General features: G+C 73.1%; 17 protein-coding genes and 1 pseudogene. 5 read left to right on the forward strand and 13 right to left on the reverse strand.

The window, feature by feature from the left end; translation table 11 throughout:
* Positions 1 to 6: 6 nt before the first annotated feature.
* On the reverse strand, positions 7 to 1,344 hold the full coding sequence (locus ABZS40_RS07385; RefSeq protein WP_354942496.1) for a low temperature requirement protein A: 1,338 nt from the start codon (positions 1,342 to 1,344) through the stop codon (positions 7 to 9).
* A gap of 152 nt (positions 1,345 to 1,496) precedes the next feature.
* Between ABZS40_RS07385 and ABZS40_RS07390 the strand changes: the two genes are divergently transcribed.
* Positions 1,497 to 2,432: an SDR family NAD(P)-dependent oxidoreductase gene (locus tag ABZS40_RS07390; RefSeq protein WP_354942497.1), complete on the forward strand. Its 936-nt coding sequence runs from the start codon at positions 1,497 to 1,499 to the stop codon at positions 2,430 to 2,432.
* Positions 2,433 to 2,497: 65 nt separating this feature from the next.
* Here ABZS40_RS07390 and sucB read toward each other — a convergent pair whose 3' ends face one another.
* Both sucB and lpdA read right to left on the reverse strand, forming a co-directional pair.
* Entirely contained in the window at positions 2,498 to 4,336 is a 1,839-nt protein-coding gene (sucB, locus tag ABZS40_RS07395; protein ID WP_354942498.1) for a 2-oxoglutarate dehydrogenase, E2 component, dihydrolipoamide succinyltransferase, read from the reverse strand.
* 67 nt (positions 4,337 to 4,403) lie between these two features.
* Positions 4,404 to 5,795 carry a dihydrolipoyl dehydrogenase gene (gene lpdA, locus ABZS40_RS07400; RefSeq protein ID WP_354942499.1) on the reverse strand — a complete coding sequence of 464 codons (1,392 nt, stop codon included), beginning with the start codon at positions 5,793 to 5,795 and terminating at the stop codon, positions 4,404 to 4,406.
* Positions 5,796 to 5,973: 178 nt separating this feature from the next.
* On the opposite strand from lpdA, the gene ABZS40_RS07405 reads away from it, so the two are divergent.
* The gene (locus tag ABZS40_RS07405) at positions 5,974 to 6,303 is read left to right on the forward strand and encodes a hypothetical protein (protein WP_354942500.1); all 330 of its coding nucleotides are present in this window, start codon (positions 5,974 to 5,976) and stop codon (positions 6,301 to 6,303) included.
* Positions 6,304 to 6,354: 51 nt separating this feature from the next.
* On the opposite strand, the gene ABZS40_RS07410 is transcribed toward ABZS40_RS07405, so the two are convergent.
* Entirely contained in the window at positions 6,355 to 7,929 is a 1,575-nt protein-coding gene (locus ABZS40_RS07410) for a leucyl aminopeptidase (protein ID WP_354942501.1), read from the reverse strand.
* A gap of 162 nt (positions 7,930 to 8,091) precedes the next feature.
* Here ABZS40_RS07410 and gcvT point away from each other — a divergent pair, with 162 nt between their 5' ends.
* Complete coding sequence (gene gcvT / locus ABZS40_RS07415) at positions 8,092 to 9,222, forward strand: glycine cleavage system aminomethyltransferase GcvT (protein WP_354942502.1); 1,131 nt, start codon at positions 8,092 to 8,094, stop codon at positions 9,220 to 9,222.
* Between the two features lie 23 nt (positions 9,223 to 9,245).
* Here the strand turns inward: gcvT and ABZS40_RS07420 are convergent, their stop codons facing one another.
* The 4 genes and pseudogenes from ABZS40_RS07420 to ABZS40_RS07435 form a co-directional block, all read right to left on the reverse strand.
* Positions 9,246 to 10,541: a DUF2314 domain-containing protein gene (locus ABZS40_RS07420; RefSeq protein WP_354942503.1), complete on the reverse strand. Its 1,296-nt coding sequence runs from the start codon at positions 10,539 to 10,541 to the stop codon at positions 9,246 to 9,248.
* A gap of 68 nt (positions 10,542 to 10,609) precedes the next feature.
* Positions 10,610 to 11,383, reverse strand: a complete 774-nt coding sequence (locus tag ABZS40_RS07425; RefSeq protein WP_354942504.1) for an adenosylcobinamide-GDP ribazoletransferase — start codon at positions 11,381 to 11,383, stop codon at positions 10,610 to 10,612.
* Positions 11,373 to 13,316, reverse strand: a complete 1,944-nt coding sequence (locus ABZS40_RS07430) for a bifunctional adenosylcobinamide kinase/adenosylcobinamide-phosphate guanylyltransferase (RefSeq protein ID WP_354942505.1) — start codon at positions 13,314 to 13,316, stop codon at positions 11,373 to 11,375. The genes ABZS40_RS07425 and ABZS40_RS07430 overlap by 11 nt, the downstream gene beginning before the upstream one ends.
* Before the next feature lie 442 nt (positions 13,317 to 13,758).
* A pseudogene (locus ABZS40_RS07435) lies at positions 13,759 to 13,995 on the reverse strand (serine/threonine protein kinase); the annotation flags it as partial.
* 142 nt (positions 13,996 to 14,137) lie between these two features.
* On the opposite strand from ABZS40_RS07435, the gene ABZS40_RS07440 reads away from it, so the two are divergent.
* Both ABZS40_RS07440 and ABZS40_RS07445 read left to right on the forward strand, forming a co-directional pair.
* On the forward strand, positions 14,138 to 14,338 hold the full coding sequence (locus ABZS40_RS07440) for a hypothetical protein (RefSeq protein WP_354942506.1): 201 nt from the start codon (positions 14,138 to 14,140) through the stop codon (positions 14,336 to 14,338).
* Positions 14,338 to 15,135 (forward strand): site-2 protease family protein, encoded by a 798-nt coding sequence (locus ABZS40_RS07445; RefSeq protein ID WP_238680063.1) that lies wholly within the window; start codon positions 14,338 to 14,340, stop codon positions 15,133 to 15,135. The genes ABZS40_RS07440 and ABZS40_RS07445 overlap by 1 nt, the downstream gene beginning before the upstream one ends.
* Positions 15,136 to 15,194: 59 nt before the next feature.
* Here the strand turns inward: ABZS40_RS07445 and ABZS40_RS07450 are convergent, their stop codons facing one another.
* The 5 genes from ABZS40_RS07450 to murA form a co-directional block, all read right to left on the reverse strand.
* Complete coding sequence (locus ABZS40_RS07450; protein ID WP_354942507.1) at positions 15,195 to 16,193, reverse strand: aldo/keto reductase family protein; 999 nt, start codon at positions 16,191 to 16,193, stop codon at positions 15,195 to 15,197.
* A 44-nt stretch (positions 16,194 to 16,237) separates the two neighbouring features.
* Positions 16,238 to 21,193 carry a WG repeat-containing protein gene (locus ABZS40_RS07455; RefSeq protein ID WP_354942508.1) on the reverse strand — a complete coding sequence of 1,652 codons (4,956 nt, stop codon included), beginning with the start codon at positions 21,191 to 21,193 and terminating at the stop codon, positions 16,238 to 16,240.
* A 383-nt stretch (positions 21,194 to 21,576) separates the two neighbouring features.
* On the reverse strand, positions 21,577 to 22,137 hold the full coding sequence (locus ABZS40_RS07460) for an XRE family transcriptional regulator (RefSeq protein ID WP_354942509.1): 561 nt from the start codon (positions 22,135 to 22,137) through the stop codon (positions 21,577 to 21,579).
* A 172-nt stretch (positions 22,138 to 22,309) separates the two neighbouring features.
* Complete coding sequence (locus ABZS40_RS07465) at positions 22,310 to 22,903, reverse strand: DUF3043 domain-containing protein (RefSeq protein WP_354942510.1); 594 nt, start codon at positions 22,901 to 22,903, stop codon at positions 22,310 to 22,312.
* 113 nt (positions 22,904 to 23,016) lie between these two features.
* Positions 23,017 to 24,372: a UDP-N-acetylglucosamine 1-carboxyvinyltransferase gene (gene murA / locus ABZS40_RS07470; RefSeq protein WP_354942511.1), complete on the reverse strand. Its 1,356-nt coding sequence runs from the start codon at positions 24,370 to 24,372 to the stop codon at positions 23,017 to 23,019.
* Between the last annotated feature and the right edge of the window lie 139 nt (positions 24,373 to 24,511).

Consider the following 24,511-nt stretch of genomic DNA (forward strand, 5'->3'; position numbering starts at 1 on the left):
CCGCAGTCACGGCGTGGTCGGCTCGTCGGTCTCCCGGACGTCGTGCCAGCGCGCACGCCAGGCGGCCTCGTGGGCCTCGTGGGAGGTCCGCTCCTGAAAGACGGCGGCCCGCAGGGCGTGCCGGGATTGCGCCATCACCGTCACCTCCACGGCCACCAGCGCCACGCAGATCACTGTCGCGAGGGTGAGCGTGCCCAGCGCTGGCAGGTGTTGGCCGACCGGGAGGGCCGCCGTGAGCACCACTATGACGCCGACGCGGGTCCAGCTGACGGTGTGCAGGGTGCGTAACTGGAAGAGCAGGTTGACGGCGAAGTAGCAGATCAACCCGCCGAAGAGCATCGGCACCCCCGGTCCCTCGACCCTCTCGGCGATCCCGCCGGCCGGGTCGGTGATCTTGTGCAGGATCTCCTCGTTGCCGATCGAGAAGAGGATCACCCCGGCGATCATCGGCAGGTAGAGATACGCGTACGCGTCGCGGGCCATCGCCACCCGGGGGCCGCCCTCCGCCGCGTGCAGGGCGATCCGGGCGGCCGGCCCGATGAAGTCGAAGTGCGCCCACCAGAGGGCGGCGGTGACCACGATGCCGAGCGCGGCGGCGGCCACCGCCGGCCAGGTGACCGGCTTGCCGAGAAGGTTGCCGCCGACGCCCGTGGAGATGATCGACTCGCCCAGCGCGATGATCAGGATGAGGTCGTAGCGCTCGGTCCAGTGCTCGGCGCTGGTCACCCCCCAGCCCCAGGTCCCGACGATGAAGCCGGTGGCGTACTGCACCACCACCACGGTGATCCACAGCCCGTCGCGGACCAGGGCTGCCCGGTCGGGGTCGGTGATCTGCGGCGGGATGAGCGCGGCGGCCAGCAGCAGCACGATGCTCACCGCCAGCTCCGGGGCGAACCGCCGCAGTTGCCGCCGCTCCTGCGGGCTGTCCCGCACCACGTGCTGATAGAGGATCATGTGTACGGCCCGGACCACGACGTAGCTGATGGCCACCAGCATCGGGCCGGCGGCGCTCTCCTTCGGGTCGTTGAACGCCTGCGGCAGCGCCAGCGCGAACGCGAACAGGGCGACCATCGCGATCACCATGAGCACCGGGACGTAGCCCTCGCCGAGCCGCACCCGGGTGGCGACCAGGCTGTGCACCACCCAGATCCACCAGAGCACGGCGAGCACCAGGCCGGCGTGCAGCAGTTGCCGGCCGGAGATGTTCGCGGCGGTGGCGCGGGTGATGATGAAGAACGAGAAGACGAAGACCAGGTCGAAGAAGACCTCGAACTTGTCCACCCGGGCGCCCGGGGCGATCGGGACGGCCGGTCCCAGCTGTCCACCCCGCCGGTAGCCGCCCACGATCCCACTCTGGCAGCGTCCGGGCTGGTCGGAGGCACGAACGGCGATGGCGACGGGGTCTGGCGTTACCTCCGGCCCGGGTCGGGGAAACACGGGGCCGCGGCCTTCCGCAGCGGGCCGGTCGGTCCGCCCACCCCGGACAAGGATGGACAATGACGACCAAAAACCCGATTACCACTTCGTTCGACCATCACTCCACGGCCATGGACGTGATCCGGGGCGTGGACCTCGTCGGGCGGCGGGCGATCGTCACCGGCGGGTCCTCCGGGATCGGCGTGGAGACCGCCCGCGCCCTGGCCAGCGCCGGCGCGGAGGTGACCCTGGCCGTCCGCAACCCGGACGCGGGTCAGCAGGCAGCCAACGACATCACCGGCACCACCGGCAACGACAGCGTCCTGGTCGCACCGCTCGACCTCGCCGACCAGGGTTCGGTCGCCGACTTCGTGGCCAACTGGGACGGCCCGGTGCACATCCTGGTCAACAACGCCGGCATCATGGCCGCACCCCTGTCCCGCACCCCGCAGGGCTGGGAGATGCAGTTCGCCACCAACCACCTGGGGCACTTCGCGCTCGCCACCGGGCTGCGCCCGGCACTCGCCTCCGGCGACGGGGCCAGGATCGTCTCGGTCAGCTCCGCCGCCCACCTGCGCTCACCGGTGGTCTTCGAGGACATCCAGTACGACAAGCGGGAGTACGAGCCGTGGCAGGCGTACGGGCAGTCCAAGACGGCCAACGTGCTGTTCGCCGTTGAGGCCACCCGGCGCTGGGCCGACGACGGCATCCTCACCAACTCGCTGATGCCCGGCGCGATCCGGACCAACCTCCAGCGCTACGTCAGCGACGAGGAGTTGGACCGGCTGCGCGCCGGTAACGCGGCGACCTGGAAGACCGTCGAGCAGGGCGCCGCCACCTCTGTGCTGGTCGCCGCCTCACCGCTGCTCGACGGGGTGGGCGGGCGCTACTTCGAGGACTGTCAGGAGGCCGCCCCCAACCAGCCCGGTGGGCGGACGGGAGTCGCGGCGTACGCGCTGGACCCGGAGGCCGCCGAGCGGCTCTGGCAGGTCTCGACAGCCCTGCTGAAGGGCTGAGGACCGCAGACGGAAGGGCACCCCGGTCGACGGACCGGGGTGCCCTTTCGGCGTTGCGGGGTGGATCAGGCCAGGCCCAGCTCCGACTCGAAGTTGCCGGCCTCCAGCCGCTCCTTGACAGTGGTCAGGAAGCGGGCCGCGTCGGCGCCGTCGATCAGCCGGTGGTCGTAGGACATGGCCAGGTAGACCATCGACCGGATCGCGACGACCTCGCCCAGCTCCGGGTCGTTGACCACAACCGGCCGCTTGACCACGGCACCGGTGCCGAGCATCGCGGACTGGGGCGACGGCACGATCGGGGTGTCGAAGAGTGCGCCCCGGCTGCCCGTGTTGGTCAGCGTGAAGGTCGCCCCGGCCAGCTCGTCCGGGCTGATCTTGTTGGTCCGGGTCCGCTCGGCCAGGTCGGCGACCCGCTTGGCGATGCCGCCCAGGTTGAGGTCGCCGGCGTTGTGGATGACCGGCGTCAGCAGACCCCGCTCGGTGTCCACCGCGATGCCGAGGTGCTCGGCCGCCGGGTAGGTGATCGTGCCACCTTCAAGGTCCATGCTGGCCTGGACGATCGGGTGCGTCTGGAGCGCCTCGATGGCGGCGAGCGCGAAGAACGGCAGGAAGGACAGCTTCACGCCGTGCCGCTGCACGAAGGAGTCCTTCGCCTGCGCCCGCAGCTTGGCGATCCGCGTGACGTCCACCTCGACCACTGTGGTGAGCTGCGCCATCTCGTGCAGCGACTCGTGCAACCGCTTGGCGATGGCCTTGCGGATCCGGGGGAGCTTCTCGGTGGTGCCCCGCTTGCCGCTCGGCTGCGGCTTCTCGGCCGGCTTGGCCGGGGGCGCAGCGGCGGCGGGAGCGGCCGCCGGAGCCGGAGCGGCCTTGGCGGCCTTCGCCTTCTCGGCGGCCTCCAGCACGTCCTGCTTGCGGATCCGACCACCCACGCCGGTGCCGTTGAGCGAGGCCAGGTCGACGCCGTGCTCACTGGCCAGCTTGCGCACCAGCGGGGTCACGTACCCGGCGGCCTCCTCGCCGGCACCCGGTGCCGGGGCGGACGGGCGCGGCGGCGTCGAGGTCGACGCGGCTGGCTGCGCGGCCTGCTCGGTCTTCGCCGGCTGCGCCGAGCTCTCGGTCTCCGCGGCGGGCTCGCTGTACGAGGCGCCCTGCGTCGGCTCCTCGACCTTCGGCTCCGGCTTCGGCTCGGCCTTCGGCGCCGGCTTGGCCTCAGCCTTCGGCTCGGGCTTCGGCTCGGGCTGCGCCTGGGCCGGGGCCCCGCCGGCAGCGCCGATGATCGCGAGGTCGGCGCCGACCGCTGCGGTCTCGTCCTCGGCGACCTTGATCTCCAGCACCGTGCCGGCGACCGGCGACGGGATCTCGGTGTCCACCTTGTCGGTGGAGACCTCCAGCAGCGGCTCGTCGACCTCGATGGTCTCGCCGACCTGCTTCAGCCAGCGGGTGACAGTACCCTCGGTGACGCTCTCGCCCAGGGCGGGCATCTTCACCGCGGTGCCCTCGCCCGACGAGGCGGCGGCCGGAGCCGGCGCCTCGGCCGGGGCCTCGTCCTGGGCCACCTCGTCGGCGGTGCCCTCGGCGGCGGCCGTCGGCTCGGCGGCCGGCTCGACCGACTCGGCCGGGGCCTGCTCCTGCGGGGCGGCCTCGCCACCGCCGGTCGACTCGCCCTCACCGGAGATGACGGCCAGCTCGCTGCCGACCTCGGCGGTCTCGTCCTCGCCGACCACGATCCGGCTCAGCACGCCCGCAGCGGGCGACGGGATCTCGGTGTCGACCTTGTCGGTCGAGACCTCGAGCAGGGGCTCGTCAACCTCGACCGTGTCGCCCTCCTGCTTGAGCCAGCGAGTGACGGTGCCCTCGGTGACGCTCTCGCCGAGCCTTGGCATGGTGACCGATACCGGCATTTTCTCCAGACTCCTTCATTCCCCTGGTGGGATCTTCGCCCGTCGCCGGACGCCGCGGTTTGGATGATCAGGCGTGCGCGTGCAGCGGCTTGCCGGCGAGGGCCAGGTGCGCCTCGCCCAGGGCCTCGTTCTGGGTCGGGTGGGCGTGCACGAGCTGGGCGACCTCGGCCGGGTACGCCTCCCAGTTGTAGATGAGCTGCGCCTCACCGATCAGCTCACCGACCCGGGCGCCGATCATGTGCACGCCGACCACCGGGCCGTCCTCGACGCGGACCAGCTTCACGAAGCCGGTGGTCTTGAGGATCTGGCTCTTGCCGTTGCCACCCAGGTTGTAGTTGTACGTCTTGACCTTGTCGGCGCCGTACTGCTCCTTGGCCTTTACCTCGGTGAGACCCACCGACGCCAGCTCCGGGTCGCAGTAGGTGACGCGCGGGATGCCGACCTCGTCGATCACGGCGGGGGTCTGCCCGGCGATCTCCTCGGCCACGAAGATGCCCTGCTGGAAGCCCCGGTGCGCGAGCTGGAGGCCGGGCACGATGTCGCCGACCGCGTAGACGTTCGGCACGTTGGTGCGCAGCCGCTCGTCGGTCAGCACGAAGCCGCGGTCCGTCTTGACGCCCTGCTCCTCGTACCCGAGGTTGGCGGTGTTCGGGCCGCGACCGACGGCGACGAGCAGCAGCTCCGCCTCGACGGTCTCGCCGCCCTGGATGGTCAGCTTGACGCCGCTCTCGGTCTTCTCGACCTTCTCGAACGGCTTGCCGACCTTCAAGTTGATCTTCCGCTTGCGGAACGCCCGCTCCAGCGCCTTCGACGACTCCTCGTCCTCGGCGGCGACCAGCCGGGGCAGCGCCTCGACGATCGTCACGTCGACGCCGAAGGACTTCCACACGCTGGCGAACTCGACGCCGATCACGCCGCCACCGAGGACGATCACCGACGACGGCACCCGGTCCATCGTGAGGGCGTGGTCGCTGGTGATGATCCGCTCACCGTCGACGTCCAGGCCGGGCAGGCTCTTCGCGTACGAGCCGGAGGCCAGGACGATGTTGCGGCCGGTGTAGCGCTTGCCCGCCACCTCGACCACGTTCTTGTCGACCAGCTTGCCGGCGCCCTCGACGACTGTGATGTTCTTCGAGCCGCCCACCAGGCCCTGCAGGCCCTTGTACAGGCGGGAGATCACGCCGTCCTTGTACGAGTTGACCCCGGCCATGTCGATGCCGATCAGCTCGGCCTTCACACCGAACTGCTCAGACTCGCGAGCCTGGTCGGCGATCTCGGCCGCGTGCAGCAGCGCCTTCGTCGGGATGCAGCCGTTGTGCAGGCAGGTGCCCCCGAGCTTGCCCTTCTCGACCAGCGCGACCTTCAGGCCCAGCTGGGCGGCGCGCAGCGCGGTCGCGTAGCCGCCGCTGCCACCTCCGAGAATGACAATGTCGAAGGTCGCTTCGTTCGGCTCGCTCACGTCCAACTCCCAGGTCGCGTCGCTGCATCGGGGGTCACGGGGGTGTAACACGGACACACCCCACCTCGGTCATCTTGTCACCACTGAGCACAGGGTGCGTACTGAGGTGCCCAACGACACGTCATCGACACGTACCCTTGGCACCGTTGTCGATGACGCACGGTGGGGGAGAGATCCGGTGGGGTTGTTCCGGCGCCGCAAACAGGCGGCTGTGCCGAGCCATGACCGTGCCGCCGATCGTGGCGATCTGGAGCATCTGGAGAACTTCATCCGGAGCCGGCGCGGCGTCGAGGCGTACATCGAGCCCAGGACGACAGTGACGGAGACCACTGTCATCCTGATCGCCGACGACGGGGAGTGGACCCGCCGGCGCATCGACGGCCCGGACGGGGCCCGGCGCTTCGCGTACCGGATGGGCATCCCGGTGTACGACGTCCGGCTGATGGGCTACCCGCAGCGGATGCGCGACTTCAACGAGCGCCGCAAACGGCGCCCCGAGCGGTACTGACCCACGCGAAAGGGGGGCCCCTGCTCAGGGGGCCCCCTTTCGCGTGTCCCGTCAGCCGTTGGTGGCGACATCCTCGACGAGCTGCACCAGCGTGCGGACCGGTACGCCGGTGCCGCCCTTGGTCAGGTAGCCGGTCGGCTCACCCGAGTGGTAGCCCGGCCCGGCGATGTCGATGTGCGCCCACGCCACGTCGTCGGTCACGAACTCGCGCAGGAACACGCCGCCCTGCAGCATGTGACCGGCCCGGTCCATTCCGGCGTTGACCTGCGAGATGTCCGCCACATCCGACTCCATGCCCTTACGGACGTCGTCGGGCAGCGGCATCGGCCAGGCCGGCTCGCCGACGGCGTCGCCGGCCACCTTCACCCGGTCGCACAGCTCCGGGGTGCCCATCACGCCGGCCATCCGCTTGCCCAGCGCGATCACCTGGCCGCCGGTCAGGGTGGAGGTCTCGAACAGGTAGTCGGTGCCGTCCGCGCAGGCGCGGGCGATGGCGTCGCCCAGGATCATCCGACCCTCGGCGTCGGTGTTGAGCACCTCGACCCGCTTGCCGTTGAACATGGTGATCACGTCACCCGGCCGGTAGCTGGTGCCCGACGGCATGTTCTCCGCCATCGGCAGGTACGCGCTGACCGCCACCGTCGGCTTCAGCGCGGCGATCGCCAGCATGGCCGCGCCCACCGCGGCGGCGCCCGCCATATCGGACTTCATCTCCCACATGCCCTGCGCCGGCTTGATCGAGATGCCGCCGGTGTCGAAGGTGATGCCCTTGCCGACCAGCGCGACCCGCTTGCCGTTGCCGCCGCCCTGCGGGGTGTAGGTCAGCTTCACCAGCCGCGGCGGGGCCTCCGAGCCCTGGCCGACCGCGACGATGCCGCCGTACCCGCCAGCGGCCAGCGCCGCCTCGTCGAGCACCTCGACGTCGAGGCCCGCCTCGCGCGCCGCGTCGGCGACCGCGTCGGCGAACGACGGCGGACGCAGCTCGTTGGGCGCGGTGTTCACCCAGTCCCGGCTGAGCCGGACCGCGCCCGCCACCGCCTGCGCCCGGGTGATCTCCGCCTGGGCGCCCGCGTCGCCGGCGTCCGGCACCGCGATGAGCACCTCGGCCACCGGCTCCCGCCGGGTCGGCTGGGGCCGGGTCTTGTAACCGGCGAACCGGTACCCACCCAGCAGCGCGCCCTCGGCGACCGCGCGCAGCTCCGCCGAGGCGTCCGCGTCGTCCGGCAGCGGCAGCGCCAGCGCGACAGTGGGTGCGCCCGCCAGGGCCCGGATCGCCGCACCGGCGGCCCGGCGCAGCGTCTCCGGGGCCGGGGCGGCACCCGACGGCTCCGGGCCGAGCCCGACCGCGGTGACCAGCGGGGCGGTCACGGTGCCCAGCGTGGCCAGCTTGATGACCTCACCCGGCCCGCCGGTCGCGCCGAGCAGCGCGAGGGTCTCGGTCAGCTTGCCGTCGAAGGCGGCCGCGATGCTCTCCGCGCCGCTGGCGAGCAGCAGGGTGCCGGCGAGGCCGCTGGTGGCGCCCTGCTCTCCGGTCTGGCTGTGCACGCCGATCACGATCGCGTCGACGGCGAGCTCGGCCGGGTCGGTGTCGACCAGGCTCAGGTTGGTGGTGCGGGGTGAAGTCACTGAAGCTACTCCGGGCGGGCCGGGCCGGTCGCGGCGTCGCGTACCAGCGGTGAAGGTCTCCGGCGGAACCTACCCGCCGGACGTCATGGCTGTCCCGCCGACAGCGCCAGCGGGCTCCCGCCGATGCTAACCAGCGACGTTGCCCCCGGTAAGTTGCCACCCATGACCGACGTGACCTCCGACGCCGCCGCGACCCGGCTGCGCCGTTCCCCGCTGCACGAGCGGCACACCGCCGCCGGAGCCAAGCTCGCCCCCTTCGGGGGCTGGGAGATGCCGCTGGAGTATGCCGGCGGCGGAGTGCTCAAGGAGCACACCGCGGTGCGTACGGCAGTCGGGGTATTCGACGTGTCACACCTGGGCAAGGCCCGGGTGAGCGGCCCCGGCGCGGCCGACTTCGTCAACTCCTGCCTCAGCAACGACCTCGGCCGGATCGGCCCGGGCCGGGCGCAGTACACGCTCTGCTGCGACGACGCCACCGGCGGTGTGGTGGACGACATCATCGCCTACCTCTACGCCGACGACCATGTCTTCCTCATTCCGAACGCGGCGAACACCGCCGAGGTGGTGCGCCGGTTGCGCGCCGCCGCGCCCGCGCAGGTGACCGTCACCGACGAGCACGAGGCGTACGCGGTGCTGGCCGTGCAGGGCCCCCGCTCGGCCGAGTTGCTGGCCGCCCTGGACCTGCCCACCGAACACGGCTACATGAGCTTCTCCGCCGCGAGCCTGGCCGGGGTCGAGCTGACCGTCTGCCGTACCGGCTACACGGGCGAGCTGGGCTACGAGTTGGTGGTGCCGGCGGAGCACGCGATCGCCGTCTGGGACGCGCTCTTCGCCGCCGGCGCGGCGTTCGAGCTGCGCGCCTGTGGGCTGGCCGCCCGGGACACGCTGCGGACCGAGATGGGTTACCCGCTGCACGGGCAGGATCTCTCCCTGGACATCAACCCGGTGCAGGCCCGCTCCGGCTGGGCGGTCGGCTGGGACAAGCCGGCCTTCTGGGGCCGCGACGCGCTGCTCGCCGAGAAGGCCGCCGGCCCTCGGCGTACGCTGCGCGGCCTGGTGGCCGTCGACCGTGCCATCCCCCGCCCCGGCATGACCCTGCACGTGGGCGACACCCAGGTGGGTGAGGTGACCAGCGGCACCTTCTCCCCGACCCGCAAACAGGGCATAGCGCTGGCCCTGTTGAACACCGACGCCAACCTCGCGGACGGCGACGAGGTCGAGATCGACATCCGAGGCCGCCGAGCCCCCCTGAAGCTGACGAAGCCCCCCTTCGTAACCCCCTCAGTGAAGTAACCCTCACCCTGGGGGAGTGAGGGTCAGGGGGCTGGGGTTGGGGGTTCGCCTGAGTCGAGGACCGCTTGGGTCCAGCCGCCTTCTGTGACGCCTGTCGCGTCCAGGACGGCCCAGTCGACTACGTCGGACGTCTCCACGACCACCGGGGCGCCGATGCGGACGCTCTGGTCGGTGTTGGCGTCGCTGGCGCTCACGCCGACGATGCGTTCCGGGGTCTCCCACGAGGTGACGCCCGCCCAGACGTACTCCGGGCCGTCGTCTCCGGGCAGGCCGTACTTCACCACCAGCTGCGACTCGGTGGGGAGCTGGCCGGCGACGAACCGGGCCCGCGCGTCACCCAGCGCGGCCCGGGCGGTGGCGACCGCACGGCTCATCGCGTCACCGGAGCGGGCGTAGCGCACGTCCGGCTGGATCCCGGAGAACAGGGTCGCGCAGGCGGCGGCGTAGTAGCGCCCGTCCGGGCCGGGGTGCCCGGCCGGCGGGCGCAGGCTGAGGAACGAGTCGGCCTCCGGGTCGGTCGCCGGGTCCAGTTCGAGGCGGAGCAGCACCGGGGCGGTTGCTCCGTGCTGCTCCGGGTTGCCGTACGCCACGGCGATGTCGTGGCCGGTGACCGTGGCGAGCACCGGCAGCTGCACGAACGCCGGCACCTCCTCGCCGGTGAGCCCGTCGGTCCAGTCCCGCAGCAGTCGGCGGGCCGCGCCGGTCATCACCGCACCCCAGGCGCGGGTGAGGTGGTCGGGCACCCCCTGGGTCTGCAACTCCAGCAGACCGAAGCGGCGCAGCCCCTTCGTGGTGAACCAGAGACCCTCGGTGTCCGAGGAGTACGGCACCAGCACCCAGTCGACAAGTCGGATGCGGCCCTGCTCGTCGGGGAGGGAGCGCAGCGCGGTCGCCGGGTCGAGGAACTGGAGGCCGAAGACGTCCACCACGTCGCTGTCGACGGATTCCGCCACGGCGGCCGCGACCGCCCGGGCGGCCCACTCGTGCGCGGGTGGCCAGCCGGGCCGGTACTCGGCCTGTACGACCACCAGGTGCGTCGCCGCCGCCAGCCGGTCCAGCTGTTCCCTGGTGGCGCCGAACGCGGTGAGCAGGTCCGGTGGCAGCTCGGGGAACTCGGCGATCGGCCGGGTGTCGACGCTCATCAGCGGGCTGTCGAGCATCTGCCGGGCCAGCCCGTGCACCGGCTCGGCCAGCCGGCCGGTCAGGGCCGCCACCGCGGTCTTCGCACTGACCTTCGGTAGCCCCGCCATCGGCACCAGGTAGGTCGCGCTGAGCGACTCCGGCACCGGAACGGGCAGGAAGTCGTCCGTGATGAGCATTGTGGGATCCCCCGGTGGCCGCGCCGGTGTTGTCGAGGGAGAACGCTACCCGGCCCGCCGGGCCCGGTTCAGCCGGACAGCACCAGACCCAGGTAGACCAGCGTGGTGACCACCTCGACGGTCGCGCCCAGGACGTCGCCGGTGATCCCGCCGAGCCGGCGTACCACGTGGTTGAGCAGCGGTAGCGCGACGGCGATCGCGGCGACGACGGCCAGCGGCCCCTGCCACGGACGGCCCGGCACCGCGGGCACCGCCAGCAGCACGACGGCGACCGCGCCGGCGGCCACTGCCACCGGGCCGACGGTGCCGGCGACCAGCGCGCCCAGCCCGTCGGGCCGGGCCGCCGGCACTCCCCGCCGGCAGGCCACCGTGACACCGAGCCGCCCGGCAGCGGTCGCCGCGACCACCGCCGCGAGGCACGCCGGCCAGGACCGGCCGGCGAGGTCGGCGAGCGCCGCCGCCTGCACCAGGAGTACGACCACCAGGGCGACCACCCCGAACGGGCCGACGTCCGGCTTCTTCATGATCTCCAGGGCGGCCGCGCCCCGCCGGTACGAGCCGAGCGCGTCCACGGTGTCGGCCAGCCCGTCCAGGTGCAGCCCTCGGGTGAGCAGAGCGGTGGCGCCGACTGTCACGCCGGCCGCCACCAGCGGCGGGGCGAGCGCGCCGGTCAGCAGCAGCACACCGGCCAGCAGGGCGCCGAGCAGCGCGCCGACCACCGGGGCGAGGGCCATCGCCGTGCCGGCGACCGGGCGGTCGATGCGCCCGGCCCGCACCGGCAGCGTGGTGAACGTGGTGACCGCCAGCCGGGCTCCCGCGAGCAGCCGTGGCTCAGCCGGCACGCCAGCCCGACGCCGGCTGCTCGTCCGCCCCGGTGCTGGCCGGGCCCGGCCCGGTCGGCTCCGGCTCGGCGAAGTCGGGCTCGGTCGAGTCGGGCTCGGTCCGGTCGGGTTCGGTGAGATCAGGGTCGGCGTGGCTCGGGTCGGTGGATTCCGGCTCGTCGGCGGCCGGGTCGGTGTCGTCCGCGCCGCCCAGCGACGGGTGCACCGGCAGCGCGGCGGACAGCGCCAGCACCGAGCGCAGCAGCGGCAGCGCGACCAGCGCGTTCGCGCCCTCGCCGAGATCCAGCCGCAGGTCGAGCAGCGGGGTGAGGCCCAGCACGTCGGCGGCGAGCCGCACGGCAGGGTGCCCGCCGTGGTCAGCCAGCAGGCACCAGTGCCGGGCCTGCCCGGCCAGGTCACGGCTCACCATGCCGGCGGCCAAGCCGACCGGCCCGTCGAGCAGCACCGGCACCCGGCGGGCGGTGGCGCCGAGCAGCACGCCGGTGGCCACCGCCACGTCGCCGCCACCCAGCTCGGCCAGGATGTCCTTGGCGCCGCGCGACGAGCGTCGGGTGCGGTGCAGCGCGTCGCGGACCGCCGCGCAACGGATCATCCACGCGGCGTCGTCGATCTCACCGGCTTCGGTGATCACCCGGCCCAGCACGGCGGGTGGCTCCGCACCCGCGGTCGCCGCGAGCACCGCCGCGGCCGCCGCCTCGGTGCCGGCGCCGCACGCACCGAGCACCAGCAGTTGTACGCCGGCGTCGGCTGCCTGCTCGGCCAACCGCCAGCCGTAGCGCAGCGCGGACTCCACCTGCTCCGGCGCGAGGGCCGGCTGATCCTCGATCGGCGCGGAGGCCGGAGTGTCCACCACCTGGAGACTGGCGCCGCTCTCGGCGGCCAGCCGCGCCAACGCGCCCTGGCCGGCGCGGGCCTGTGCGGCGCGGCGCGCCGACTCACCGGCGACGGTGCCGGCCGCCGCCCCACCGGCGTGGTCGCCGTGCAGCAGCAGCACCCGCACCGAGCCCCAGGCCGCGGGGGTCGAGGTGCCCTGGGTGGCTGCGGCGAAGCCCACCACCCGGTCCAGCACGCCCAGGCCGGCGCCCGGTACGTCCAGCGTGGCCAGCCGGTCCACCGCCTGAGGGCCGGCGTACTCGTCGGGCATCGGCAGCTCCATGCCGGGCTGGATGACCAGCCCGGTGGCCACCATCGGCAGCGCCATGGTCGGTGCGGCCCACGTGTTGCCCGGCTCCGCGGTCGGGGTGGCCGGCGGCGTGTGGGTCAGCACGTCGGGCAGCTGCACCTCGGGGGTCGGCTCGCTGTCGGCAAGGCTCGCCACCACCGCTGCGCTGGCAGCTGCCGTCGGCGCGGTCACGGTTGCGGGGGCGGGCGATTCGGTGGCGCTGGCGACCGACTTGAGCCAGACCGGCTGACCGGCGACGACCAGCACCACCGCGTCGCAGGCGTCGGCGACCGCGCGGTTGGCCGCGCCCAACGCGTCGGTGAACGCCCTGCCCAGCGGGGTGGTGGGCACCAGCGACAGCCCCACCTCGGGGCTCACCAGCACCACCCGTGCGGCACACCCGCGGATCGCCTCGGCCAGCTCGGCGATGGTCGCCACGTCGTCGGCGGGCTGGTGGTCCGGGTCGAGCAGCACCGTCACCCAGCCGCCCAGGTCGTCGACGAGCAACATCTCGTTGGGCTCGGCGGACTCCAGCACGTCGGCCAGCCGGCGCGGATTCTCGGTGGTCTCCTCGGTGGTCCAGCTGCCCGGCCGTCGGGCGCGGTGCGCCGCCAGCCGGGTCGCCCACTCGGTGTCCTCCGGGTCGCCCTCGGGCGCGGTGGCGACGTAGCGGACCACCGGCGCGTCGGTGACCAGGGACTCGGCGAACTCGGACTTGCCGGACCGGATACCGCCGAGCACCAGGACCGTGTTCCACCCGTCTACGGACATGCCCGTACCTTAGTTCGCCTCCTCCAGCACCGGGCACGTCGCCCCAGCCTCCCGAAGATCGAAAGTCCATGCTGCGTCCGTCCCGGGCCGGCGTCCGAACCGTCAACGAGGCAAAGAGCCCCGCAAACCTGAACGGCCGGTCGCTCGATCGCCGGAACGCCCCGCCCCGCCCGCGCTGATCTTGCAGCTTCGGTTGCCGATATGTCCGGGATGCCATGTTGTGCCGCGACAGCAAACGCAAGATCGCGGAGGGGGGGATCACCCGTTCTCGTCGATCATGGAGTTGTGGTGCCTGGTTTGCTGTGATGCGAGCACCTTGTCACCCACCGCAACTCCATGATCGACGCGGACAGTGCGCCTCCTCGGCGATCCACCACGGGTGAGCGTCGTTCAGTCGCATCACCAGGTAGTCGACCTGGCTGCCGTCGTCGAGCGCGGCCTGACCCACGTCGTGCACCGGGACCACGCCGGGGTGCCGCAGCGCGGCAAGCATCCGCGCCTCGGCCCGGAACCGGGCGGTGAACTCCGGATCGGCGACCAGCGACGGCAGCAGCACCTTCACGGCGACCTCGCGTTCCAGCAGCACGTCAGTGCCGCGCCAGACCGCGCCCATCCCACCCGTCGCCACCCGCTCGCCCAGCCGGTACCGGTCGCCGAGCAGCACTCCCCGTGTCAGCAGCGAGCCACCGTACCGGCCGACGTCGATCGGATTGATCCACCCCTGGGTCCGCCGGGGCGAGCGAGCGGCCGTTGCGCGCCGGGCCGACTACGCTGGCGAGGGTTCGTCCCACGGGGACTTCAGCGGCGAGGGGAGACGCGGCATGGCGTGGAGCTGGCGGTACGAGGGCACGGACGGTCAGACGGTCGAGGGACCGGCGGAGTCGTTCGGCAGCCAGGCCGACGCCGAATCCTGGATCGGTCAGACCTGGCGGGAGCTCGCGGCGTCCGGCGTCACCTCGGTCGCGCTCCTGGAGGACGACCGGGTGGATTACCGGATGAGCCTGCTGCCCACGGCCGAGTGATGGCCTACGACCGCCCGGGCGGCGACGGGCTGGTCCTCGGCGTACCCAAGGCGGCGTTCCGGCCCAGCCCGGTCTTCCTCGGCCTGGTCGCGCTCTTCGCGGTCAGCGGGGTGCTGACCTGGAACGGGTACGGCAACGTCCGGTTCAACGTTTTCCTCTTCGTGGTGTCCGGCTGGCTGGTGTCGCTCTGCCTGCACGAGTACGCCCACGCGGTGGTGGCCTACCGGGCCGGCGACCGGGACATCGCCCATCGCGGCTACCTGACGCTCAACCCGTTCAAGTACACCCACCCGTTGCTGTCGATCGTGCTGCCGGTGGTGGTGGTGCTGCTCGGAGGCATCGGCCTGCCGGGTGGCGCGGTCTGGGTGGACCGGCACTCCATCCCGGGTCGACTGCGGCACACCCTGGTCAGCCTCGCCGGCCCGGCGACCAACGTGCTGTTCACGTTGGTGTTGGTGGCGGTGGTGCGGCTCGGCGCCCAGTCGGATGGTCCGGTGGAGTTCTGGGCCGGGGTGGCGTTGCTCGCCTTCCTCCAGCTCACCGCCAGTGTGCTGAATCTGCTGCCGGTGCCCGGCCTGGACGGCGGCAACATGATCCAACCGTGGCTCAACCCGCAGTGGCGCAAGATGTACGACCTGTTCGCGCCGTACGGCTTCATCCTGCTCTTCGCGCTGCTGTGGAACCCGCGCATCGGCGGCTGGTTCTTCGACGCGGTCTTCGCGGTCGGTGACCTGCTCGGTCTGCCGTCGTGGCTCTACGCCACCGGCCTGGAGCTGATCCGCTTCTGGCAGAGCTGACCTGACCTGACCCGGCCCGGCCTGCGCGAAACCCTCGCGCCGGCCGGGCCGGAACGGCGTCAGGGACGCTGCGCGGGGGACTCGGTCTTCGCCGGGTCCCGCTCGACGATCGGCCCGACGATGTCGTCGATCGCCTGGAGCAGGTCGGCGTCGAGCTTCACGCCGGCCGCCTTCACGTTGTCGTGCACCTGCTCGGGGCGGGACGCGCCGATGATCGCCGACGAGACGTTCGGGTTCTGCAGCACCCACGCCACGGCGAGCTGCGCCATGCTGAGCCCGGCCTGCTCGGCGAGGGGCTTGAGCTGCTGGACCCGGGTCAGCACGTCGTCGTTCATGAACCGGGAGATGAAGCCCGCACCCGACTTCTCGTCGGTGGCGCGGGAACCTGCCGGCGGCGGCTGGCCCGGCAGGTACTTGCCGGAGAGCACGCCCTGCGCCATCGGCGACCAGACGATCTGCCCGATGCCCAGTTCCTCGCTGGCCGGCACGACCTCGGTCTCGATGACCCGCCACAGCAGCGAGTACTGCGGCTGGTTGGAGACCAGCGGAATGTGCAGCTCCCGGGCGAGCGGGTGGGCGGCGCGCAGCTGGGCGGCGGTCCACTCGGAGACGCCGATGTAGTGCGCCTTGCCGGAGTGGACGACGTCGGCGAACGCCTCCATCGTCTCTTCCAGCGGGGTGCTGCTGTCGTAGCGGTGGGCCTGGTAGAGGTCCACGTAGTCGGTGCGCAGTCGGCGCAGCGAGCCGTTGATCGACTCCATGATGTGCTTGCGGGACAGGCCGCGGTCGTTGCGGCCGGGCCCGGTCGGCCAGTAGACCTTGGTGAAGATCTCCAGGCCCTCACGGCGCTCGTTCTGCAACGCGCGGCCGAGCACGTCCTCGGCCCGGGTGCCGGCGTACACGTCGGCGGTGTCGAAGGTGGTGATCCCCGCGTCGAGAGCGGCCCGGACGCAGGCGAACGCGGCGTCCTCCTCGACCTGCGAACCGTGGGTGATCCAGTTGCCGTACGAGATCTCGCTGACCATCAGGCCGGAACGGCCCAGGTGTCGGAATTCCATGTACCGACCCTAGCTCTAGTGGATCATCGGTGGCGACTGATGACTCAGAGCACCGGATTGGCATCGGTGAGTAGTCGGTCGATCTCCTCCAACACCTCGGCGCGATCGCTGTGCACCGGGTCGATGAGCGGCACGCCGCGCCGGTCCAGCGCGCCCCACCGCCCGGTGTCGCTCTCGACCAGGAACGCCACCGGGTGGATGACCAGCATCGGGTGCGCCGGCGGCACCAGCACCGTGCCGGTGCGGTCCACCACGCCCCGCCGACCCGCCACGTCGACCACGGCGAGCCCTTCGTCGGTGAAACCGTCGATCTGCTGGCCGTCGGCCAACTCGGTGACGAAGCCGTGGTAGCGGGTGGGCACGATGACCCGACCGGTCCGGTCGACCGCCCCCCACCCCTCGCGCCGCACCGCGGCCAGCCCGCGCCGGAACGGCCGTACCTCGGCGAAGTTGGGCGCGACCTGCACCGCGCCGGTCGCGTCGATCGCCGTCCAACCGCCCTCGCCGACCACCCAGGCCAGGCCGTCACTGAACGGATGCGCGGCCCGGAAGGACGGCGGGATCACCGTCGTACCGAGCAGGTTGATCAGCGACCAGCGGTCGGTGTCCGGCCGGCGGACCCAGGCCAACCCGTCGTGGAAGGGCTGCGCCTCGGCGTACCGGGCGGGGACGACCACCTCGCCGTCCTGGCTGGTGTAACCCCACAGCGACCCGTCCCGGTCCGGCAACGGGGGTCGGTCCCGGTCGAGCACCTCGTCCCGACCCCGGGGGTACGGCCCGAAGCCATCCGCCTCGGCCCGGACGGTGACCGCGTCGAGGGCCACCCGGACCCGGTCGAGCAGTTCGGCGTCGCCCGCGCCGCGCAGGTCGAGCGCCTTCTCGAAGTGCTCGCAGGCCTCCATGAGCCGCCCCTGGTCGTAACACGACCGCCCGGCGTGCTCGTGCAGCGCGGCCCGCAACCGGTCGGGCAACTCCACCGAGTTGGCCTGGGCGAAGAGCTGGTCGGCCTCGGGGAAGTCGCCGCGCCAGCGCAGCACGTGGGCCAGCCGGGCCTGGGCCAGCGCGGTCCGGCGCAACTCGCCGGTGGCCTCGGCGTAGGTGAGGGCGAGCCGACCATCGGCCAGCGCGTCGTCCAGGTCGCCGAGAATCCGCGAGGCCACCGCCCGCAGGCTGAGCAGCCGGGCCCGGGCACGGTTGTCGACCGCCGAGCCCAACTTCCCGGTCAGCCGCCGCCGGATGGCCCGCAGGTCGTCCGGCTCCGTCAGCTCCTCGCGCAGGGTCACCGGGTCCAACCGCCACCGGTACGCGGCCAGCACCTGCTCCGGGTCTCCCGGGTCGGCCAGCGACGGGCGGGTCACCACCGGCGGTGCGTCGTCGGGTGGCGCGGACACCGGCTCGTTCTCCCCGTCCGAGCCGCTCCTCGGGCCGGGTACGGCCGAGGCGGGTGGCCCGGACGTCGGCGCCACCGACGTCGGCGGCCCGGAGACGGCCGCCGCGGCGGTCGGTGGTGTCGAGGCGGGTGGCGCGGAGACGGGCGCTTCGGAGTACGGCTGCGCTGAGGCGGGTGGTGCGGAGACCGGGGCTGCGGTCGGCGCTGGCGGCGCGGAGACGGGCGCTGCGAAGAGGGGCGGCGCGGAGACGGGGGCTGCGGTCGGCGTTGGTGGCACGGAGACGGGCGCTGTCGCGGACGCTGGTGGCGCGGAGACGGGTACTGCGGGCGGGGTCGATACCGGCGGCGCCGGGGGAGCGGAGACCGGCGCGACCGAGGTGGGCGGTGCGGAGAACGGCGGTGCGGCGACCGGCGGTGCCGAGACGGGCGGGCTCGTGTCATGCGCAGACGTTACGGACGGCGCAACCTCGCCCGACCACTCGTCGGCTGGCGAGTCATTTGCCGGGCTGGTACTCGGATCGTCGATCGCATCCGCCGGCTCGTCGGGTGGCGCAAGCTCGCCGGTCGGGTCGTGCTCGACCGGATCGGTGTCGTCGTCGGGCGAAGCGGTGAAGGGCTGCCGGTCGACCTCGGCGTCGAGGTCGGCCTCGGCCGGCTGGTGGGGGATGGCCACGACAGGTGCGCCGGAGACGGGCTGGTCGCCGTCGAGCGTTCCCGTGTCGAGAGCGGGCTGCGGGTCGTCGTCCAGGTCGTCCGCCCAGAGCCGGGGGGCACCGGAGACGGGATGGGCGGAGACCGGGTCGAAGGCGTCGTCCGGTGTCGAGCCGCTGGCGTGCTCGTCGGCCACGTCGACGTGGGTGTCGGTCGTCGACGTCTGCGCGTCCGGTGCGACCGGTGTCGCGGAGAGGCCGGGGTCGCCGGCCGTCGACTCGTCGCCGACCCTGTCGAACGACCGCTCGTCCGTCGTCGGCTCGCCCTGGTCGGATTCGGCGAGCTGAGCGGAGCTGAACCATGCATCCGGCCCGCGGGTGCCCGGGACGTCGTCCGGCTCGTGAACGGCTGCCACCGGCTCTTCCGAGGGCGGCGGGGGTACGTAGCGGCGCGGCGTACCGGGGGCCGGCGGGAGCGGCGGCGCGACCTCCGCCGCTGGCGGCTGCGAGGCCACCGGAGCCGGAACCGCGCGGGTCGGGTCGGCCGGGGTCGGTTCGGGTCGGGTCGCCGGTGGCGGCGGTGCCTGCCAGGTGGGTGGCGGGGCCACCGACGGGCGGGCGTCGGCCGTCGGGACCTGTCGCTCCGGCGAGTACGGGCGCTGCGGCGCGGCCGGGCGCTGCGGCGCGGCCGGTCGATCCGGCGCGGCCGGTCGCTCGGCGGGGTGCTGCCGCTCCGCCGGGGACGAGCGGTCCGGGGAGACCGGGCGGCGGTCGGTCGCTGGGGTGCCGGCCAACGGGTCGCCGACCCGACGGCGGTCCGGGCCCGGCTCCTCGCCGCGCCGCTGGTCCGCCGGACGGTCCCTGGTGTCCGGGCCGGGGTAACGCGGCGGCGGTGCGGGATGCGCTCCGGATGCCGGTGGCGGTTCGGCCAGCGGCCGGCGTCCCGATGCCGGCGGGGCATCCGAGCGTTCGTCGGCGACGGGCGGCTCCACCGGCGCGGGCAGGTACTCCAGCCGCAGGCGCGCGGCGGGTGGCCCCGAGACGGGCCGGTCGGAGGCGGGGGAGACCGGGGCGGCCGACACCGGCCGGTCCCGACCGGGCGCGGCGGGGGAGACGGGGGCGGCCGACACCGGCCGGTCCCAGCCTCGGGCGGCGGGGGAGTCGGGTGCTGGCGACACCGGCCGTTCCGGCGAGGCCGGGGCGCCCGATACCGGTCGGTCCCAGCCTCGGGCGGCGGGGGAGTCGGGTGCTGGCGACACCGCCCGTTCCGGCGAGGCCGGGGAGACCGGGGCAGCCGACACCGGCCGATCCCAACCGGGGGAGACGGGCGCCGGCGACACCGGTCGCTCCGGGGAGACCGGCATGGCACGACCGGAGGCGGGCGGCGCCGTCGCGGCCGGGCGTGCCGGGCGCTCGTCGTACCGCGCCGGGGTGGCCGCCGGCCGCTCGTCGGGCCGCGCCGGGGTGGCCGCCGGCCGCTCGTCGGGCCGCGACGGCGTGGCCGCCGGCCGCTCGGGCCGGGCGGCCGGCCGCGGCGCGACGCCCGGCTCGGCGCTGCGGTGCGGGTCCGTGGTGCGGTACGGATCCGTGGTGCGGTGCGGGTCGGGGCTGCGGTGCGGGTCAGTGGTGCGGTGCGGGTCAGGGCTGCGGTGCGGGTCCGTGGTGCGGTGCGGGTCGGGGCTGCGGTGTGGCTCGGGGCTGCGGTGTGGCTCGGTGCGGTGGCCGGGCTCCCGGGTGCGGTCCGAGGTGCGGTCCTGGCGTACCGGACCCGGTGCTGGCCAGGGCAGGCTGCCGTCCGGCCGTTGGCCCGGCTGCGGCCGCGGCTCGCGGTAGCCGTCCTCGCGGTAGCCGTCCTCGCGGTAGCCGTTGTCGCGGTACGCGTCCGGGCGGGCCTGCTCGCGGGGTCGCCGGTCCGGGTACGCCTCGGCGCGGGCCGCCGCCTCACGGGGCTGCTGCCGGTGCGGGTCGGTGTCGGGCCGCCGCCGGTCGTCGTCGAGGCGGGGCTGATCGGGCACGTCCGGCTCGGGGCGACGTCGTCGTCCACCGTTGGGTGCGGGCGCAGCGCCGACCCCCTCGTCCGCGCGGTAGCGCGGTTCCGGGCGGCGCGGGTCGTCGGCGGCCCGGTCCGGGTAGCCGTCGGCGCGGTATCGCGTGCGGCCGTCCACTGGTGCCCACGGGTCGACCCCGTCGGCGATGCGGCCGTCGTCGTCGCGGGTGGGTCGGACGCTGTACCCGTCGCCGGGGTGCTGTTCGTAACCAGCTGCGGATCGTTGCGGTGTGCCGCGCCGACGTGGTGCGTCGTCCGGCTCGGGCACCCAGCCGGGTTCGGCCCGGGGCGCGGGGGAGACCGGCGGACTGCCCCGGTAACCCCGATCCCGCTCGGCGGGCTCCTGCCGGGGACGGCGGCTGTCGTACCGCTCGGGGGTGGGCTGGTCCCGGTGCCAGGCGGCTTCTCGCGCGGGCCCCCGCTCGTCGGCGGGGCGTCGGTCGGACCAGGCGGTACGTCGGTCCGACTCGGGCGAGCGGCGTTCGTCGCGGCGGGGCGGCTCGGGCAGCGGACGACGGTACGGCTCGTGGTCGTAGTGGCGGGAGTCGGCGTTGTCGGGTCGGCCGTAGGTGGAGGTGTCCGCCGCAAGCTCGTCGTCGCGGAGTCGGCCGTAGGCCGATGCCTCGCCCGGCTCGTCGTCTACCCAGGATCGGCCGTGAGGCGCCTGGTCCGCCGGTGGTTCGTCGGACCAGGACCGGCCGAGGTAGGTGCCGTCCGGGCGGGTGGGCGCGAGCGGCGGCACCTCGGCCCGGCCGGACACGGTCGCGCGCCCGCGCGGTGGCGGCTGGTGCGGCATGCCGATGTCGCCGGGGTAGCGCTGGCCGGGGAACTGGGGGTGCCACTCGCTGGTCGGCTCGCCCACCCAGGACGGTTCGTTCGGGTCTGGCCACCGGTCGGTGTAGCGGCCGTTCATCCGTCGAGCCCGTCGCCACACCCGGCCGCTGGGCCGATTCTCGCCGGGGGTGAGGTGTCCGCAGCCGCCGTCGGGTGACCGCTGGGCGTCCGGTCGCCGCCTGCCACGCCCCGGTGGCCGGCTCGCGTCCGCTCGCTCACGCGTTGTCACCTCGTTGCAAATTGTCGCGCTGGGGCCGCACGTGCCGGTCAGATCGCCGCTCCGGCAGGCCGTGGCTGCGGATGGAGGGTAACGGCGTGGGCTCGCTCACCGCCACTGTGGTGCCGCCCACCGGCGCAAACGTTATCCCATTGGTTTCGGACATTTGGGCCTATAAGCGAATCTGAGCTCCGACCCTCCCGCACGCGAGGACCCCCCGGCTGCGGCGGGATGGCCGTCCTCGTTCAGGGGTGCTCCATGATGAGGACGGCGAACGTACCGGGAGCGAGCGCCTCGTAACGGTGCGGTGCGTCACCGGGGAACGTGGCGTAGTCGCCGGGGTCGAGTTCGACCGGCGCCGCCTCGGGCCCCACCCGCAGCCGGCCGGCAGCGACCACCACGTGCTCGATGCTGCGCGGGGTGTGTCCGTGCCCGGCTCGGACCGCGCCGGGTTCCAGCCTGATCAGGTAGACGTCCCGGCGCAGGTGCGCCGCGCCGGCGCTGAGCAGCGTTCCGCTGAAGTCGGCCTGCTCGGAGCGGACCTGCGGCCCGTCCCCGGCCCGGATGACCCGTACGCCGTCGTCAACGGGCTCCACCAGCCGGCTGAAGGGCACACCGAGTGCGACGCCCAGCGCCCAGAGGGTCTCCACACTCGGGTTGCCGGTGCCCGACTCCAGTTGGGAGAGGGTGGACTTGGCCACCCCCGCCCGACGGGCCAGCTCGGTCAGCGAGATGCCGACCCGTTCGCGCTCCCGGCGCAGGGCGGCGGCGATGGTGGCCAGCGGGGCAGCCGGTTCCGAAGGCATGCCTTCGCTCCATTGGGTCAAACGTTCGGTCTGGCGAACAACGGCAACCTGTTCAGCATGATGAACGCACAACAAGATCCGCGCAGTTACGGCGAAACTGCTGCCTCGAAGATGGCTGAGGCAGCAGTTTCGCGGATGTCGCGCGGATCCTGGAGGTGCGGGAGCCCGAGGGTCAGACCTTGTCGCCCAGCTTGACCTGGGGCGCCGGAGCGCGCATCCGCCGGAAGGTGATCGACCGCATGACCGCGTAGAGGAAGAGCGAGCCCATCCGCTGATCGGTCTTCGGGAAGCGCTCCCGGACCAGCTTGCTGATCTTGCGGCAGATCAGCACCGAGTCGACGACCACACCCAGCGCCAGCGCGCCCCAGAGCACGTTGGAGATCAGCCGGACCAGCGGCGGCATGGCCGCGTTCGACCCGACCAGCACGATCAGCGCGCCGCCGAAGAACCAGGTGCCGACGGTACGCCGGGAGTCGACCACGTTGCGGGCCAGCAGCCGCTCCGGGCCACGGTCGCGGGGGCCACCCTCGCGGCGGAACTCCGACGCCGCCTCGGCGCGCAGTTGACGGCGGCGCTCCCGCTCCTCCTCCTTGGTGAGGGGGCGAGTGGGGCCGGCCGGGCGACGGCCGGCGATCGGCCGCTTGGGCGTCTCCCGACCCTTGGCCGGGGTGTAACCCCGGGAACGCTCGGCGGTCTCCTCGGGGGTCACCGAGGTGACGGCCTCGTCGACGAGGTCGGTGGACTTGCGGCGAAAGAGCGACGGCACGCGGCAAGGGTAGCCAACGGTCCGTGCCCGGTCCACATCGCGGTACAGCGGCCGACGGCTCCAGGTCGCAGTGCGACCTGGAGCCGTCGTAGCCGAACGATGGGTGACCGAGGTTACGGACGCTCGGCGTGCGCGCCCAGGTCGGCGAGCTTCGCCTCGAAGTCCTCGTAGCCCCGGTTGATCAGGTCCACGCCGTACACCCGTGAGGTGCCCTCGGCCGCGAGCGCAGCGATCAGGTGGCTGAACCCGGCCCGCAGGTCCGGGATGACCAGGTCGGCGGCGTGCAGCTTGCTCGGCCCGGCGATCACCGCGGAGTGCTTGAAGTTACGCCGGCCGAAGCGGCACGGGGTGCCGCCGAGGCAGTCCCGGTAGACCTGGATGTTGGCGCCCATCGAGTTGAGGGCCTCGGTGTAGCCCAACCGCTGCTCGTAGACCGTCTCGTGGACGATCGACAGGCCGCGGGCCTGGGTCAGAGCCACGACCAGCGGCTGCTGCCAGTCGGTCATGAAGCCGGGGTGCACGTCGGTCTCCAACGCGACAGCGTTCAACTCGCCACCCGGGTGCCAGAAGCGGATGCCGCCCTCCTGGCCGGGGTCGCCCAGCTTCGGCGCGCGAGCGTCGGTGACCTCGTACTCGCCGCCGACCGAGCGGAAGATGTTCAGGAAGGTCATCATGTCGGCCTGCTGCGCGCCCAGCACCTCGACGTGACCACGGGTCGCCAGGGCGGCGGCCGCCCAGCTCGCCGCCTCGATCCGGTCCGGGATCGGCCGGTGGGTGTAGCCGTGCAGCTTGGGCACACCCTGAATCTCGATCACCCGGTCGGTATGGACCTTGATGATCGCGCCCATCTTCTGCAGGATGCAGATCAGGTCGATGATCTCCGGCTCCACCGCGGCGTTGCGCAGCTCGGTGACGCCCTCGGCCATCACGGCGGTCAGCAGCACCTGCTCGGTGGCGCCGACGCTCGGGTACGGCAGGGCGAACTTGGTGCCGTGCAGCCCGTTCGGCGCGGACAGGTGCATGCCCTGCGGCTGCTTGTCGACGACTGCGCCGAACTGGCGCAGCGCCTCCAGGTGGAAGTCGATCGGGCGCGGGCCGATGTGGCAGCCGCCCAGGTCCGGGATGAACGCGTGCCCGAGGCGGTGCAGCAGCGGGCCGCAGAACAGGATCGGGATCCGGCTGGAACCGGCGTGCACGTTGATCTGGTCGGTGCTGGCGCTCTCCACGTTCGCCGGGTCGAAGACGAGCTCGCCGTCCTCGGTGCCGTCGGTGACCTTGACGCCGTGCAGGCCGAGCAGACCTCGCACCACCTCGACATCGCGGATCTTGGGCACGTCGAACAGTCGGCTCGGGCTGTCGCCGAGCAGCGCGGCGACCATCGCCTTCGATACCAGGTTCTTCGCGCCGCGCACGCGGATCCGCCCTTCGAGCGGAGTGCCTCCGTGCACAACCAGGACGTCGTCGGTCAACGCAACCTCCAGCGCGTCGGTGCTGCCGTGTTGATGGTGGGGCGCCTGAACGTCGTCGCTACCCCGGATGCGGCCATGTCGAAACGGCCCGCGTATGTCGTCGCCTGGGCAGCATAGCCCTCGGTAACGAAAAAGGACT

The organism is Micromonospora sp. NPDC005324, assembly GCF_040607155.1.
Taxonomy (GTDB): Bacteria; Actinomycetota; Actinomycetes; order Mycobacteriales; family Micromonosporaceae; genus Micromonospora; species Micromonospora trifolii.

Excerpts from the sequence above, each read along its gene's own strand:
- ABZS40_RS07455 (WP_354942508.1), bottom strand. The coding sequence starts at position 21,193 with ATGAACGGCCGCTACACCGACCGGTGGCCAGACCCGAACGAACCGTCC.
- sucB (WP_354942498.1), bottom strand. The coding sequence starts at position 4,336 with ATGCCGGTATCGGTCACCATGCCAAGGCTCGGCGAGAGCGTCACCGAG.
- ABZS40_RS07445 (WP_238680063.1), top strand. The coding sequence starts at position 14,338 with ATGGCCTACGACCGCCCGGGCGGCGACGGGCTGGTCCTCGGCGTACCC.
- ABZS40_RS07420 (WP_354942503.1), bottom strand. The coding sequence starts at position 10,541 with ATGCTCATCACGGACGACTTCCTGCCCGTTCCGGTGCCGGAGTCGCTC.
- ABZS40_RS07390 (WP_354942497.1), top strand. The coding sequence starts at position 1,497 with ATGACGACCAAAAACCCGATTACCACTTCGTTCGACCATCACTCCACG.
- ABZS40_RS07440 (WP_354942506.1), top strand. The coding sequence starts at position 14,138 with ATGGCGTGGAGCTGGCGGTACGAGGGCACGGACGGTCAGACGGTCGAG.
- ABZS40_RS07430 (WP_354942505.1), bottom strand. The coding sequence starts at position 13,316 with ATGTCCGTAGACGGGTGGAACACGGTCCTGGTGCTCGGCGGTATCCGG.
- ABZS40_RS07450 (WP_354942507.1), bottom strand. The coding sequence starts at position 16,193 with ATGGAATTCCGACACCTGGGCCGTTCCGGCCTGATGGTCAGCGAGATC.
- ABZS40_RS07460 (WP_354942509.1), bottom strand. The coding sequence starts at position 22,137 with ATGCCTTCGGAACCGGCTGCCCCGCTGGCCACCATCGCCGCCGCCCTG.
- gcvT (WP_354942502.1), top strand. The coding sequence starts at position 8,092 with ATGACCGACGTGACCTCCGACGCCGCCGCGACCCGGCTGCGCCGTTCC.